Raw genomic sequence first — 15,468 nt, 5'->3', positions numbered from 1 at the left:
GGCAAAATTAAAAACGAGTCCGGTGCAATACCGAACTCGTTTTACCCAAGCTGCCTAATGAAATAACCGTGTCTAACTTTTAGGGGTCACTTCATATTTGGAGTTTTATCAATTAATTATGACTCGGGATAATTCCGTGACATCCACTGAAATAGGTTAAAGAAATAAAACCATATAATCCTCATCAAAATATTCCTGACCTATTTTCATTGCCCTTTTCTCCGTTCCAAAAACCTCAAACCCTAAAGAAGAATACAGTCCTTTTGCTGAAGCATTCGTTGACACAACCGTTAGAGTAAGCTGTTCAACTCCCTTTAACTCCCTCGCTTTGTTAATTACATCAATCATTAAATGCTTACCAATGCCCAGCCCACGCTTTTTCGGAGAAACATAAACAGCAAAAATATTCGCTTTATGCTTTAACTTAAGCTTACTTTCCTGCACTAAAGTCGCAACGCCCACTAATTCTTCATGATCAAATACCCCTAACGTATAAGAACCCTGTGATTCAAATCTGTCGGTAAACAGCTCAATTGGATAATCCTTTTCCTCCTCAAAGCTAGAACCAAATGCCTCCGGATTATTTTGTAGCCCTTCTAATCTTAAATTCCGATAGGCTTCAGCATCTACAGCTGTTAATAGTCTACTATTCATTCTTACCCCTCCTACGATACTTTTCATTTTTATCGACAATTACCAATAGTGTTTTATGTACTTTCACAAGATAGTTCCCTAAAATGGAAATAACAGCATGAAGGAGGATGAAAAATATGAAATCTAACAGTATGGCACATCATTTTCAAACATTACAGGAGCAGCGAACTCACTACATATCTCACATCCATTCACTCTCTCAGGAACAACTATGGCATCGTGAGAAAGAAGGAAAATGGTCTATCGGTGAACATTTCTATCACCTTTATCTCATCCTAAAAATGCTGAAAACAGCAACAAAGTTTTCCTTACTACTAACCCCTTACGCGAAAATGCGAAGAAATAAGCCATTCGCCACTGAAATACATGATGTTTACGAGGAATATAAAAACAAAAATGGACGAGGCATGAGAGCTCCAGGAATATTAGTGCCCCCTTCCAAAATACGTTTTACGCTAAGTAGCGACGAAATAGAACAATTACTAGTGAATGAAACGAGCGCAATGCAAGAATTAGTAAAAAATATTGAGGAGGTTATTGCCGGACATATTGTCTTTCCAGATCCTCTTGCTCACTATCCTAACCTTATTCAATCTATCCAGCTACTTGCCATCCACGAAAAGCATCATTTTAGAATAATGGCAGAGCAATATAATAGATTAATTGCATCTAGCGAAGTTTTAATATAAGCGTTGTTGAAAATTGGAGGTTTTCTTTTTGTCGCTTGTTCAAATTAAAGAAAAAACAATGCAAAAGTTAATTTAGAACATACCACCAAGCTTAGACGTTGTAACTTTCGATGAAATAAAAAATGGCAATCTCGATTATCAGCTATACATAAACTTTAATGATAAAAATGTACTCTTTTTTTCAAAGGTGATGACGGTAAAGTAGAGCTAAATGCTGCCCCCCTAACGCTAATCTTTAGTGGACCTGTGAGTGATTGATTTATATTTGTGTAGATGAATTAGGTTATAACTTACTAAACTAAGAAAAGAAAGGGCTGGGAGAAAAATGGATAAAGGTATTCTAATTCCAATTGCAATAGGTTTTCTTGCTAATGTAATTGTATTCTTGATAAGTATGTTAATCGTTAAAAATAAAAGAAAAGCTGCCAAAATAACACTTATTTTTTTGGGGATCAGTGTTCTCATGTCGTTTATTATAGGTGGTTGGTGGGGAATGGGTTTATTCGTAATAAGCTTCGGAATGTTATTAATGTCTATATGCTTGTATTTATATATTTACATTGAACGTTTCTTAAGAACTTACACTTCATAGTTCAATAAATATTTAAGTAGATTTCATTTATGGAAAGAGGTTTAAAATATGAACATTCTAGGAAATGTTATTGATGATCAAGGAAGATGTAAACACTATTCTAATAAGCAAGATACTATTTCTATTAAATTTAAATGTTGTGGAGAGTATTATCCTTGCTATAAATGTCATGAGGAAAATTCAAATCATCAAATTCAGCAATGGAAGAAAGAGGATTTTGATGAACAGGCAATATTCTGTGGCGTATGTAAAAAAGATTTAACTATTAATGAGTATATGAATAGCACAAACTGTAAGCATTGTAATACTCTTTTCAATCCAAATTGCAGTAAGCATTTTCATATATACTTTGAGACGAATAATAATTCTACTTGTATTTTCTAAAATCTAAGCAAATGTTTATTCACATGTCTAAATTAAATAAGCGTTTAGAAAAGCCTTTGAAAGTTTAATGCCTTCAAAGGTTTTTATCACATTGTTAAATATAGAAATAACTATCTCCATTGACGTCTAATTAAAAGTTCTATAAGTTTATCCCCTTAAAACACCTTAAGTAAGGTTCTAGCAACTCTTAGTAAAACTCCCTAATTATAATTACAAATTCCACATTTTTATTTTTATCAAAATTTTCGCAATTGTTTACAAAAGTTGATTTTGAAACTTTTATAACTGATGATATGGTATTAACATAATCAAAAAAATAAAGAAAGGAGAGCAATGATGGGAAAATGAAGATAATAAAAGTAATAATCTTTTTTATCATAACTGTATTATCTCTTGTGATAACAGAACATGGGATCATATATATTTTGATGTCAATTTCTAAACCCGGACCATTAAATCCAGTAACCAACCCTTACCCACTATCTGAATTATCACCATTTGTACGCCATGGTATTGCGGCAATTATTGTGCTAATAGCGCTTTGGATTACAAATAAATTAATGCATTATTGTTCGTTTATAAAAACGAAATTAATAAAAAATCCTTCATAGCCTAAAGTGTACCCTTTGTAAAGGACACTTTGAAAAAAAGCTAGGCAACCTTTTTGAAGCTGCTGCCTGTATTTTGCAGGCGGCAGCTTTTTCAAGTTCCATTACCCTCGATAATGGTTGTAATTCATCATATAACTTTTCACTTCTCGTTTTACTTCTTCTAATTTTTCGCACGCTTTCAGATTGGTTTTATCTTTAAAGTGACCAAAGAAGGATTCTTGAGGGGCGTTATCTCAACAGTTTCCACGATATGACATAGATTGCCCTAGTCCTATTTCCATCACAAGTTGATACGCTTTTAAAATGATTTCTCTTTTTTCTCATTATAAACAAAAGTACCCTATAGAATAGACTTTTTTCAAAGTGTCTAACTTATAGGGTACACTTTAGCTTTGTGTGAAGCGGCAATAGATTTTTCTCTAACGTTTTATGCAGTTTAAAATTTTCAAGTTACTTTATTAATTAGCTAACTTCAATTTTGCAAAACTCTTCTAGCCACTCTGTCATTTTTCTCTTAGCATAATTCTGTTCAAATTCGTACCAAAGATTTTCAATGCCTAGTTCATTAATTTTTTCCTTAAAAAATCGAAAAGGCTTGTTTCCGTTAAGTACGTTGATTAAATGAATCGAAATCGAATCTGGTTGCTTTTTAGAAAAACTGACCATGACATCATACATTTCAGACGATGAAACGCTTGGAATCATCGCTAAATCCGCAGCCACCTCTTCATCAGCCCAATCAATCTCAGGCTCGCCAGTTAAAGCCTCGGACGCATCCAAAAGAATTTTACCCGTTCGACGATTTAACACATACGACATTTCATTATCATTTCCATATAAAAATGCATCTACAAGTTCATCAAGAAGTTTCAATTTCCTCACCTCATATAAGTGCTACACGTACAATTCACACTTAATATTACAAATAATGCCCGCAACAGAAATCGTGGCTACGGGCAATTCACTATTTCATTAAACAAATTGTTAAAGTACATGATTTAGAGGTATAGAATACTTAAGTCCAGCCGCAAACAGCATAAAAAAGAACCGAAAAGATTCGATTCGGCATTTATTCAAACATTCCTATACTAAGATCCCTACAAAATGATTCTATAGCATCACGCTCTTCTTTTGGCAACGCTTCGTACTCAACCAGATATTGTGCTGAAAAGTCTTCTAGCTCCTTATAACTGACTTCTCTTGTCAGGACGATTCCATTGACCTTATTAGCCAATTGGTTTGCAGCTACAATATCCGTAAACGCAAAGGCTTGTTCTTCATCATCTGTGAATGTATGAAGGTCTATTTCTCCCTGGTAATAGCGATCATCTACTTGCACTACGTAATATCTAATTGAATCCATTATACACCTCCCCAATTCATGATTTTCATTATTTCCTTTTCACAAAAAATCCATCCCTAGTTGAGTAGAAGGCGTGCTGTACAGCTGGTGCCCTTCAATAAAGGGATGAATACCCAAAAATATTATAAAACGTCTAAGATTTCTAAAGTAGCATTCGTAAAAACTTTTCAAAGTTCACGCCTGCTTCGCGCGGAATTTGCTCCTTTGACGTAGCTTCAATCGAAGCGGCTAAAAACGCCTCCGCAAGCTTCATCGATTCAACTAAATCCTGCCCACGCATCATGCCACCCATAATGACTGATGCAAACAAATCTCCTGTGCCTGAATAGCTCTCGCCGTTGTATTCTCGAATGCTAGAAAATGAACGATGTGCATCGACATACATATTGCCTACAGAGCGCTTGTTCACGTCTGCTGGCGGCGGATTTAAACCAGTAATAATGACGTTTGAACCAGTTGTCTGCTGCAGTTGATGACCCGCTTCCTCTAACGCCTTTATATAATCTGAATCGTCTTGGTAACTCTGTAACTTCTCGTACGACAAACCTGTAAGCAAGCAGCATTCTGTAATATTTGGTGTAATAATGTCCGCACTCTTCACTAGCTCTTTCATACGATCAAGCAACTCGCCTGTATACATTTTATAAACCTCGCCCAAATCACCCATGACCGGATCGACAAGCAACGTCGTTTCACTCGAGTGAAAGACGTTTAAAAATCGAAAGATGTTATCGATTTGCTCCTTCCCTGTCACAAAGCCTGTGTGTATGCCATCAAAGGTCGCGCCAAGTTTGCTCCACTCATCCACAAAATGATCCATCTTTGATGTTAAATCCTCACAATAAAAACTCGAATACCCCGTTTGCGCCGTTAAAATTGCAGTAGGTAATGGCACCGCCTGAACACCCATCACTGACAGCACAGGCATCGCAGCCGTTAACGAGCACTTGCCAAAGGATGACATATCCTGAATTACAGCAACTTTTTTCATCATACTCTCCACCTAACTAATCCTACTTATATTCTCTTCATCGTATCATAATTACAAAGATGCGAAAATGCACTCACTTATAGAAAAACAAACTGACCTTTAATATTTTTATCAAATTGGCACTTTTACGATAGTCAGTCCTTTGCTAAAGTTAAAATTATCGAAAAATTCATCATAGTGAGGATATGCAGATGCAAAATATACAAGGTCAATCCTATACAAAACCACGCACGAAAACATTTGATTTAGTCATTACATCAATTCTTGCAGCACTTGTTTTCGTCGCGACAATGTTCATCAATTTTAAACTACCATTCGGGCAAGGTGGACTTATTCACTTAGGAACAGCCATGCTTTTGATCACGTCTATTTTATTTGGTCCTAAAAAAGGGGCACTTGCTGGAGCAATCGGAATGGGCTTATTCGATATCGTAGGTGGTTGGTTAATTTGGGCGCCAACCACAATAATCTCCCGCGCACTACAAGGTGCCATCGTTGGTAAAATCGCTTGGTCTAAAGGACATAAAGGCGAAGACGTTAGATTAAACATATTAGCAGCAGTTGTTTCAATGCCCGTGATGATTGGGGTCTACTATATCGGGCAAGCGATTATGTTCAAAAGCTGGGTTGCCCCTATGGCATCAATTCCAGGAGACGTAATCCAAAACGTTGTCGGTTTAATTATCGCGATTCCAGTATGTATCGTAATGAAAAAAACACCGTACTTCAAAAAGAATTTTTAACTTATTTCAGCGGGTGTCCAAACATCCACTGAAACAAGTTTAAACAAACACGCCATCTTACTGTTTCGCTAACAGCATAGATAGCGTGTTTTTTGATTGTGTTACATAAAAAAATTTTTAGTGGCAAGAATGTAGGATTTTTTCCATACCATATCTTAGGAAGAACAATGCAAAGGTTAAAAATTTTTTAATTGATAAAATTTACAAATTTATATACCCTATAATCAAAGGGGCGGTATAGTATGAACGGAGATGCTATCGTTTGGATCGTTTTATTACTATCTATTGTAATTTGTGATTATTTAGCAACATATTTATACAAAACTAAGAAGATCCCTTTATGGGTATCTGCAATCGGGATGGCACTTTTAATTCCGGTAATAGTCGGTAGCTTTGTATATTTAGGGGTCAGTTATGCTAAAGCCTTTGAACCAGATAACACAAGAGAAGGAATTGCTTTTGCAGGAGGATTTATGGTGGTGATCCTTGCATTAAATGCAATCATTATGTTCGTTATAGGAGTTATTTTAAATATTTGTACCTTTTTTAAAAATAAACAAAGAATATAAAAAATCATGTGTTATAAAGCACATGATTTTTTACTTACACATAACTGCTAGTGGCATTTTCTATATAGAAAACTACTAATAAACCTGCCCTATTTCCACGAAAGAATTTGAAATGACTTTTCAACCTTTTCTTATAGATCATCACTTTTTCCGAATGAATAATTTTAGTTTTCAAGAATGAAGGCTTTTTTTCATACTATATGTTGGAGGTGAAAAAATGCCAAGAGTAAAATATATAGATGCTGACGTTGGCTTGGTGGCAAGGATGATGAGAGCGGAAGCGGAAGGTGAAGGAAACCAAGGAATGCTATATGTTGGCAATGTCATTGTGAATCGTCTTGTAGCAGACTGTTTAGATTTTAAAGATTTACGAACAATTAATGATGTTATTTATCAAGTACAGGGAGGAAATTATTCTTTTGAAGCTGTTCAAAAAGGTAATATGTTTTACCAAAGGGCGCGAGCTAATGAAAAAAGGTTAGCAAAAATGACACTGGATTATTGGCGAGATCATCCAGCAAAATACGCACTTTGGTATTTCAATCCGTACGCACCCTGTCCTCCAACATGGTACGGTCAACCTTTTACTGGTCAATTTAAAAATCATTGCTTCTATGAACCAGCACCTGATACATGTGATAGTGTTTATTCATGATAGGTAGCCATTTTGCTTTTTAATGTTGAATACAATATTTTATTCGAATCGGTTGGGAAAATCTCAAAACCCTAAAACACCTTTTTACAAATGTTATTTTGATATTCTGCTACCCTATAAAACAAAGAGGGAACTTCCTGTATAACAGGTGTTCCCTTAAAAGCAGATGTTAGACCAAACTGCTTCGCTATTTAAATAATTACTTAAATCATGCATTTTTATAAAGATTAGAGTTGACAGGAAATTTGCCGTATACAAAAGTCAAAAGATAGTTAATCTTGAAAACTTGTTAAAACGCCATCATCAAAATAAAGATATTGACCATTTCCATAAACCCATTGTTCATGAGTTCCGTATTGTGTTACTGTTCTATTAACATCAACAGGTTCACCCCATAGTGATGCTTTTACTTCATCGTATGTCATTCCAAGTGTAGGATTCTTACCTCTAGCACTTTCAATTCTCTCTTTTCTTTCTTTTTCTCCAATAGCTATTCTTTCCATATTGGCTAAATTTCCTCGATACTCATTTTCTATATATTTCCAATCATCCATAGTTATAGGTCCGAACGTTAATGAATTCTTATATGAGGTATTCGTTACACCTGCTACAATTTCATCTCTCATTCTTCCTTCGTAGTTAGGATCAACAGCAAGCGCTAAAGCTCCTGATGCTTTGTAAGAATTCTGGTCTGTTTGTAAATATAGAGCATAATTATACATGGCAGAATATTCATCATCTTCTTTGAGTAATTTTTCATTCTCATACATTTCCTGAACCTTTTGAAAATCATTACTTCTAACCACTTGTTCCATTTCATCCAATTTTATTTTTTCACCTTGCCCCACAAACTTTTCCATCTTACTCCAATTATCACGACTGACAATTAATCTCATTCTGTTATATCTTGAGCCTAAAAATTCAATATTTTTTTCTTTTATTAATTGGTCTACAAATTTTGTACCGACCGTCGCTTTCATTTTATCAGTTTCTGATTCTGGTAAATGTAAAGTTTCCATTTTAACTAAAAGGTCTTCATATTTCTTTTCTTTCAAAAGTGTTTCTAATTCTTGAATTTCTGATTCAGCACTGATTTCAGTATTATCTTTAACATCTTCTTTACTATTACAACCTGATAGCAGTAAACTCAATTCTAAACCTATTACTAAATGCTTAACCTTAATCATCATCAACTACTCCTTTATTATGTACTGCATTAAAATTTCTTTTTTGCTCCTCTTCTGTACGAATCCATTGGAAAAATCCAAATTTTCATGATAAATTCCAAAAACGGAAATCAATAACAAAGACTCAAATTAATATTTATTTTATATTTCCAAACAATTCAAATCAATACTATTGATAAAATTATCCTATGACTAAAACACTAAATAGAATCATATATTCCACAAGTGAATCAGTATTCAAGGAGGCTGGGACATAAGTATATATTCAAAGCAAAATAAAAAAAATTTCACATCAGAAAAGCGCGAGAAATCAACATTTATAAACTTGATTTCTCGCGCTTTTAAAGTTTTGACCAGTTATGTCCCAGCCTCTACATTACATATCTGCATCTTTTTCATTCTCTTTTTCTTTTTCTTTTTCTTGTTTTTTAACGTATGTTTCATATTCTTCTTTTACATCTGCTGGCATTGTAATTAAATACTCTTCAAAAAGACTGTTAAATTTAGAAAATAAATCATTCGTTTTGTTGTTAAAAGTTAACAGTGAACCTGTTGGTGACTGGGCTTGGTCAGCTAATTCAACATATACTCCATACATTTCTTTCAAAACACCATAAGTCTCTTCATATCCTTCTGGAACGTCTTGTAAATACTTCATGCTTTGTTGAATTTCAGTTTGAGCATCTTTTAAATCTTGTAACTCTCCTTTTTCCTTATATGCATCTTTTAAATTAGCTAATTCAACATTAAAATCATTTCCATAATCAATCGCTTCACTCCAAGTTTTTGAGTACATAGCGATGACCATTGCATTCTCTACCACTTCTAAGTACATGTTAAACGAGTTAATCGCCATTTCTCCTACATACTCTTGAACTCTTTTTTCTTCTTGCTTTTTCTGATAAACAATAAAGGCTCCAATTCCGCCAATTACTAAAATTAACCCAATAATTATGCTAATAATTAACTTCTTTTTTGAACCTCTTTTTTCGGGGATATTTTTTTCTTCTTCCTTAGTTCCATTATCAATTTCTAAAGAACCACCACACCCCGAACAATACTTACTATCCTCGGGATTTTCACGTCCACATTGATTACAAAACACCTAATCACCTCATAATATAATAGTACTAATATCATATCACGATAAATAGTTATAGTTTTACAATTGTTGATTTTTTTAGATTAATGTACCAAAACAAAGCCAAAGTTGAGAGAATCGATTAATTAAATGCAGCAGTCTAATTTTTACTAGGCTTCTTTTCTTTCCTATAAGGATCATCTGTAATACCAAACTCCATGTAGTGATGAATTTTCTGATTTTTAGTAAAAAAAGGTTACTTAGTAATACTTATTGCAATAATAATTTTATTAACAGTAATCTTCATTCTAGATATTGCTACACAGAACTTATTTATCATTGTAGAAGTATTTGTAGGAGTAATTGTCCTTTTTAATATATTTATATTTGAATTTGAGTTATTAATAAACATATTCAAATCCTGATTTTAGGTTCTACACGTGGTACAAAACCAAACTCACTAATATTCGGTTGAATCAAGCCTTTATAGCCTGTGGTGCGACAGATTTGCGAAAATCTGTCGCTGGCTTAGCACCCCATCTGTTATTTTTCATGGAATTTTATGTAGATAATCAAATGTTGAAACTACTCGACTTAAACCATGTTCATATTTCTTTTTAGTGTCTATTTAAAATAGAAAATGGCGTGCTAACTGATACCAGTCTACACGCCATTGTGAAAGTTATTTGTTTATAAACATTTTTAATATTGCTTATTATAATACCGCTATATCTTCTTCCACTTCGCATTACGCCCTAATCCTTCAGGCGTAATGATTTTCTTTTCCTTCAATTCATTTAATACACGATTAATTGTTGCTTCACTCACATCAGGACAGGCATTACGGATATCTGCTTTTGTGAAATAACCTAATTTCTTTTCTATAAATGTATGAATACGTTGGCTCTTACTTCCCTTTTGCGACTCAATAATTCCAACACGACTTTCTAAATCTTTATAGGCTGCTACAAATGTGCCTAATAAATAATTCACCCAAGGGAAAATATCATTTATATTTTCGTGCCAGCCAATGGAGGATTTTCTTAACGTCTCATAATAACCTTCTTTTGAGTCTTCAATAATTTTCTCAAGACTGATATAGCGGCCGACTTCAAATCCAAATTGATATAACAACAGTAACGTTAACAAACGTGCCATGCGGCCATTCCCATCGTTAAATGGATGTACAGATAAAAAGTCTAAGATGAATACACTAATTAAAATAAGTGGTTCTATATCTGACTTCGACATTCTTTCACGCAATTCTTCACATAATTGTTTCATAGCAGTCGGCGTCTCAAATGCTGATACTGGCTCAAATCGAATCCGTTTTGTTCCATCCGAAAACGTCTCACTAATGACATTATCAACATTTTTCCATCGTCCACCTTCAATACCGATGTATCTATACATTTCTTTATGCAACTGCAAAATCACATTTTCTCTCACAGGAATTGCGTCAAATGAAGAATGAATTAATTGCAAAACATCACGGTAACCAACAATTTCCCCCTCAGAACGATCTTGAAGATTTATATCATTTTCCATGATACTTTTTAAGCGTTGATCTGTAATAACAATTCCTTCAATCGCATTAGATGCCTTTGTCGACTGAATAATAGCCACATCTTTTAACGTATTTAAAATTTGTGGTGCTTGTTGCTTATATAGTTCCTGTTTCCCTTTATATTCATTAATTTTTGCAATTAAGTTCACTGTCTCCATCGGCATCATCAGTTGTTTTAATTGTTCATAATTATATGTTCTCATCTTGTACCTCGCTTTTGATTATATTCATCAGCAATTAAATATAGTTATTTTAAATAAAAATAAGTATGTTTAAATTATATGATATAGTTTTTGAATATATTCATAATAAAATAAACGTACTCATTTAACAACTGAATGAGTATGTTTATGTATTAATTATACTACTCAATTTTCTGTTTGTTTCACCTGATTGCTCATCATGACCTAGGAATAAGTGTGAATCAAAAAATTAATTTAGATGAATCGACTGCTGAGCGAAGACGACAACTATAAAAACCACACATTTAGCTGTGCTAAAGTCACAGAAATGTGTGGTCTGGTTATGCACTATTTTTCAAATAAATCCATTGGTACGGTTTTCATAAACTCTTTCACTTCTCGAATACCAGGGAGTTCACTTTCTACAAGTTCAATCCCTACAATTTTAGCTAGTGGTTGAAGTATTGGTCTTAACTCTTTAGAAACAAATATTTTACTTGGTCTTACCTCTAAGCTTTGTAAAAATGACCATAAAACGCCTTGTGCAATTGGTGGCGTTTTAGGCAGAGAGAACAATTCGTGTTCAATAACCAAATTGCTTGCTCGTTCAACAAGCATACCAGCAATCGGATAAACAGTGCGGTTCGTCTCTTCCATTTCTACGCCAAAAGGCATGTAAAATAAATCATATTCTAATTGTAACGCGCTTTTAGGCTTTTTCTCATATTTTGCTTTTTCAAACATCGAAATTTCCGTGTAGCACTCATACGTTGGCTTTGGTATATTTATTTGCAAAATATAGATTTCTTGTAACTCACCATCCATTTGCACTTTAAACGTTGGATATTGATGTGCAGCTAGCTGTGGATATTCCCAGCCATCCTTCCGAGCTTCTGTAATATTAATCATCCTACTTACAACATCAATTAATAGCTCTACCTCTAGACAATTTGGTCTTTCAGGATGCGTTCCCTCCAAATAGCTACGGAATTGAATCCAGTTCTTCTTCCCTCTATACGACAGCCCACAATCTTTAATGAGCAGATAATCTGCTGTATCCAACTCTTCTCTATCAACAAAATTTACAGTTAAAGCATTTAAACCATAGGAGAAATCACTCGGTATATTTTTCTCATAAAGTATCTTCGCTAAGCTATCATAGCCAAGTTCCATGTCAAAAATCATTAACCCAAATTCTTCACCACCAGCTCCCATAACAGAAACAAGTACTTTGTAATCTACATCTTCAAAGTGAATGGCAACGACTTCATCATCCCTAAAATATTGCCAGGGCTTTAATTTTTTTAAGTCATTAGAAAGCTCCAATAAAGTAAGATAATCTGGCTCTAGGTCTTCGAGTAAACTATCTGCCTCTACGTTCTCCCGTATCAGTTCATTAATTTCCTCCAAATCAATCTTGTCCATTTTACCTGTATGTATATTGCCTACTCCAGCAATACATAAAGGAGTTTCAGGATTCATCGATAAATTCTCATTGTTCTCTAATCGAATAGTAAATGATTCACTAGCATCAATAACTTGTGCAATGGCTTCATCACCCGATTTTCGAAGCCATTCATCCACCAACTCTTCATCTGTATCTAACTCCGTATCATTTTCAGGTAAAAAACAAATCTTTTCTTTAGCTACTCGTCCATCTTTTTTAACAATTTCAAAATCAAAATAGTCCGCACCATCCAAATCAAAACTTAGTAATATCATTTCATCTAGCATGGAAAAACTACTGTTCTTCGGTAACAATAACTTTCGATAAATTGCCGGTTTTTTCTTACTTTCAATATGCAACTGGATCATTGTGTACCCTCCTTCTTCTATTTTTTAAAGCGATGCTGTTGAAGCTATTGCTAATCTGCTTTCACCTACAAGAACAATAATCACTTGCTCTATCTCTTCATTAAACATTTCTACTTTATAGCTATTCTCAAAATGAACTACTCTCTATTAACTCTACTAACAACCTGTCCGTTCTGCAATACTTCAAGTTCTATTCCTCAGCGATTGTCACACACCTTAATACTTGCCGTGTTAGAAAGCAAAAGATAGTTTCCTGACTTTTATCAATTTTTGTTCATTTTATAACAAAAGGTGATTTTTAAAATTTTATTGCTAGTGGTATGTTAGTAACATACCCTCAAATGGACAGGAATGGTTAGGAGCACGAGACTATTATAGAAAAATTTAATTTTAAAAAAGGGTATCGATTATTTGTTACCCTTTTTTAAACGTTTAAAAGAAGGTGAAAACTCTGGGTTATATATTAATAAGTATATGTATTTTATTACTTATCGTTTCATCTGCTGAATCACTAATGTATTTATTTAAAATAAAAAACACAAAATTAAAAAGCATTTTATCTTATATATTAATGTCAGTAATAGCGTTTATCACTAGTCAATATATACCTAGTGATTATAAGGATTTGATAAAAACAATAGCTGCAGCATATTTAATTTTAGCATTCGTATCTTTATTTTTTAAAAAATACCGATATTGATGAAACAATTTAAACTAGTCTAACTTAAATATATTTAAGTTTTATAGTTTTATTTAGAGTGGAGTTATTAAATATGCAAATAGGTGATGTTGTTAAAATGAATGAAGTAGATTTTTTCGGTTGGAAAATTCGTTTTAAAAACGGATTAAGAGCTATAAAAATAACGTTGCATATATACCAACATTTATAAAAGAAGAGGGAAACATATGAAGAATCTTTTAAAAATTGTTGCACTATCTACTGTATTTTCGTTCTCTATGACTTTTTTGCTAGTGCTGACAGCTTAGAACCTGTGATAGATGGAAATCAAGGAGTCTCTGAGTCGAAGATAACGCAGGAGTATCATCAAGAGGCACAACAAAGCCATCCGCTGTTTGGAATCTTTATAGCAAGGGTAGATATGATTTTAAAGGAAGCGCTGCAAATTCTGATTTATACACGAATTATTTATTTACTGGTAAAAATCAATTTAAAATAGTTGTTTGATATCCTTTTTTAATCTTTTAAAAGAAGGTGAAAACTTTGGGTTATGCATTAATACACATATTTATTAATTTACTTATTCTTTTTCTTATTTTGTTACTTTCTATTTTATTTGCTGAATCATTAATATATTTATTTAAGATAAAAAATACAAAATTAAAAAGCATTTTAACTCATATAATAGCGGCACTATTAGCGTTTATCACCAGTCAATATATACCTAATGATTATAAGGATTGGACAAAAATACTAGCTGCAGCATATTTAATTTTAGCATTTGTATCTTTATTTAAAAAAAATACCGATATTGATTAAACAATTTAAACTAATTTAACTTAAATACATTTAAGTTTTTTAGCTTTATTTAGAGTGGAGATATTAAATATTCAATAGGTGATGTTGTTAAAATGAATGAAGTAGATTTTTTCGGTTGGAAAATTCGTTTTAAAGACGGGTTAAGAGCTATAAAAGATAACGATGCAAAAGAGATCATTATTATTGAAGGTATTCTAGAACTAAATGCAATGATTCGTGTTGATGAACAAGGTGAACTTCAAATTAAACCTACATGGGATACTGTTGTTCTAATTAATCCAAATGATAATATTATTACTATTCGCCATACTAATAAAGTTTTTTCCAATGAAGGTTAATTTACAGTTTTATGGTGGGTCAAGGATTTGTATATAAAAGAAAGGCTACTTATACAGTACCATTTTAGATAACAATTATATTTAAAGGAGGTAATAGCGATGAGCCTGAATTACTTTGATATTTTTTTTACAATAGGTTTTTTTGCTTTTTGGACAATTATCATCGTTTTGATTGTGAAATTCTTTAAAAATAAGAAGTCTAAGCTTACTAATCATTAAGTTGCAGCACGTTTTCGGTGATAGAAAACGTGCGAACGAGGAAACACGCTCTAAATAAATGGTTGCCTCTGTCCGATCAAACTCCACTTTAATAAAAGTGGAGTTTGTCATATTTAATAGCATCTTACCTCGAAATTCAAATAGAAAATGCCCACCAAGCCACATGAAGCTAAAATATTTAAAAAGGACAACCTGAATATATTCTAATAGATCAAGATGGTCATAATGGAGGAGTATGGAAAGGCGCCAGCTCTATAAAAAATTTAGGTTCAAAGAAAACACGTTCAGGAACCTATGATGCCGAATTAAATAGAATAGGAGATTGATACA

Annotated in this window: 15 protein-coding genes and 2 pseudogenes; 8 read left to right on the top strand and 9 right to left on the bottom strand. The window is 33.2% G+C overall.

The features are described from left to right. Window positions 1–156: 156 nt before the first annotated feature. Window positions 157–654 (bottom strand): N-acetyltransferase family protein, encoded by a 498-nt coding sequence (locus ACQKNC_RS21735; RefSeq protein ID WP_427426802.1) that lies wholly within the window; start codon window positions 652–654, stop codon window positions 157–159. Between the two features lie 116 nt (window positions 655–770). On the opposite strand from ACQKNC_RS21735, the gene ACQKNC_RS21730 reads away from it, so the two are divergent. Continuing rightward, window positions 771–1,343, top strand: coding sequence for a DinB family protein (locus tag ACQKNC_RS21730; protein WP_427426801.1), 573 nt, complete (start codon window positions 771–773; stop codon window positions 1,341–1,343). A gap of 640 nt (window positions 1,344–1,983) precedes the next feature. Continuing rightward, window positions 1,984–2,319 (top strand): CHY zinc finger protein, encoded by a 336-nt coding sequence (locus ACQKNC_RS21725; RefSeq protein WP_427426800.1) that lies wholly within the window; start codon window positions 1,984–1,986, stop codon window positions 2,317–2,319. Between the two features lie 712 nt (window positions 2,320–3,031). Here ACQKNC_RS21725 and ACQKNC_RS21720 read toward each other — a convergent pair. From ACQKNC_RS21720 to ACQKNC_RS21705, 4 genes and pseudogenes are all read right to left on the bottom strand, one after another. After that, a pseudogene (locus ACQKNC_RS21720) lies at window positions 3,032–3,220 on the bottom strand (IS3 family transposase); the annotation flags it as partial. Window positions 3,221–3,392: 172 nt separating this feature from the next. Further along, window positions 3,393–3,803, bottom strand: a complete 411-nt coding sequence (locus ACQKNC_RS21715; RefSeq protein WP_427426799.1) for a UPF0158 family protein — start codon at window positions 3,801–3,803, stop codon at window positions 3,393–3,395. A gap of 196 nt (window positions 3,804–3,999) precedes the next feature. Beyond that, window positions 4,000–4,293, bottom strand: coding sequence for a hypothetical protein (locus ACQKNC_RS21710; RefSeq protein WP_427426798.1), 294 nt, complete (start codon window positions 4,291–4,293; stop codon window positions 4,000–4,002). Window positions 4,294–4,435: 142 nt separating this feature from the next. Then, a complete protein-coding gene (locus ACQKNC_RS21705) occupies window positions 4,436–5,284 on the bottom strand; it encodes a pyridoxamine kinase (protein WP_427426797.1) in 849 nt (282 codons plus the stop codon). Between the two features lie 191 nt (window positions 5,285–5,475). On the opposite strand from ACQKNC_RS21705, the gene ACQKNC_RS21700 reads away from it, so the two are divergent. The 3 genes from ACQKNC_RS21700 to ACQKNC_RS21690 all read left to right on the top strand — a co-directional run bounded on the left by ACQKNC_RS21700 (window position 5,476) and on the right by ACQKNC_RS21690 (window position 7,251). Beyond that, window positions 5,476–6,027, top strand: coding sequence for an ECF transporter S component (locus tag ACQKNC_RS21700; protein ID WP_427426796.1), 552 nt, complete (start codon window positions 5,476–5,478; stop codon window positions 6,025–6,027). A gap of 242 nt (window positions 6,028–6,269) precedes the next feature. Further along, window positions 6,270–6,596 carry a hypothetical protein gene (locus ACQKNC_RS21695; protein ID WP_427426795.1) on the top strand — a complete coding sequence of 109 codons (327 nt, stop codon included), beginning with the start codon at window positions 6,270–6,272 and terminating at the stop codon, window positions 6,594–6,596. Window positions 6,597–6,813: 217 nt separating this feature from the next. Continuing rightward, the gene (locus ACQKNC_RS21690) at window positions 6,814–7,251 is read left to right on the top strand and encodes a cell wall hydrolase (RefSeq protein ID WP_427426793.1); all 438 of its coding nucleotides are present in this window, start codon (window positions 6,814–6,816) and stop codon (window positions 7,249–7,251) included. Window positions 7,252–7,523: 272 nt separating this feature from the next. Here ACQKNC_RS21690 and ACQKNC_RS21685 read toward each other — a convergent pair whose 3' ends face one another. The 4 genes from ACQKNC_RS21685 to ACQKNC_RS21670 all read right to left on the bottom strand — a co-directional run bounded on the left by ACQKNC_RS21685 (window position 7,524) and on the right by ACQKNC_RS21670 (window position 13,083). After that, entirely contained in the window at window positions 7,524–8,438 is a 915-nt protein-coding gene (locus tag ACQKNC_RS21685) for a hypothetical protein (protein ID WP_427426792.1), read from the bottom strand. A gap of 376 nt (window positions 8,439–8,814) precedes the next feature. After that, a complete protein-coding gene (locus ACQKNC_RS21680; RefSeq protein ID WP_427426791.1) occupies window positions 8,815–9,543 on the bottom strand; it encodes a zinc ribbon domain-containing protein in 729 nt (242 codons plus the stop codon). Window positions 9,544–10,245: 702 nt separating this feature from the next. Next, the gene (locus tag ACQKNC_RS21675; RefSeq protein WP_427426790.1) at window positions 10,246–11,289 is read right to left on the bottom strand and encodes a Fic family protein; all 1,044 of its coding nucleotides are present in this window, start codon (window positions 11,287–11,289) and stop codon (window positions 10,246–10,248) included. Window positions 11,290–11,616: 327 nt separating this feature from the next. Beyond that, window positions 11,617–13,083, bottom strand: coding sequence for a DUF7309 domain-containing protein (locus ACQKNC_RS21670; protein WP_427426789.1), 1,467 nt, complete (start codon window positions 13,081–13,083; stop codon window positions 11,617–11,619). A 1,222-nt stretch (window positions 13,084–14,305) separates the two neighbouring features. On the opposite strand from ACQKNC_RS21670, the gene ACQKNC_RS21665 reads away from it, so the two are divergent. From ACQKNC_RS21665 to ACQKNC_RS21655, 3 genes and pseudogenes are all read left to right on the top strand, one after another. Continuing rightward, entirely contained in the window at window positions 14,306–14,581 is a 276-nt protein-coding gene (locus tag ACQKNC_RS21665) for a hypothetical protein (protein WP_427426788.1), read from the top strand. Window positions 14,582–14,673: 92 nt separating this feature from the next. Further along, a complete protein-coding gene (locus tag ACQKNC_RS21660; RefSeq protein ID WP_427426787.1) occupies window positions 14,674–14,919 on the top strand; it encodes a hypothetical protein in 246 nt (81 codons plus the stop codon). 401 nt (window positions 14,920–15,320) lie between these two features. Continuing rightward, window positions 15,321–15,464, top strand: a pseudogene (locus tag ACQKNC_RS21655) (toxin C-terminal domain-containing protein); the annotation flags it as partial. Between the last annotated feature and the right edge of the window lie 4 nt (window positions 15,465–15,468).

It is taken from the genome of Lysinibacillus sp. NPDC094177 (assembly GCF_050279145.1).
In the GTDB taxonomy this organism is placed as follows: domain Bacteria; phylum Bacillota; class Bacilli; order Bacillales_A; family Planococcaceae; genus Lysinibacillus.
Note: the sequence above shows the minus strand (reverse complement) of the source record. Positions and strands in the feature narration are given on the sequence as shown.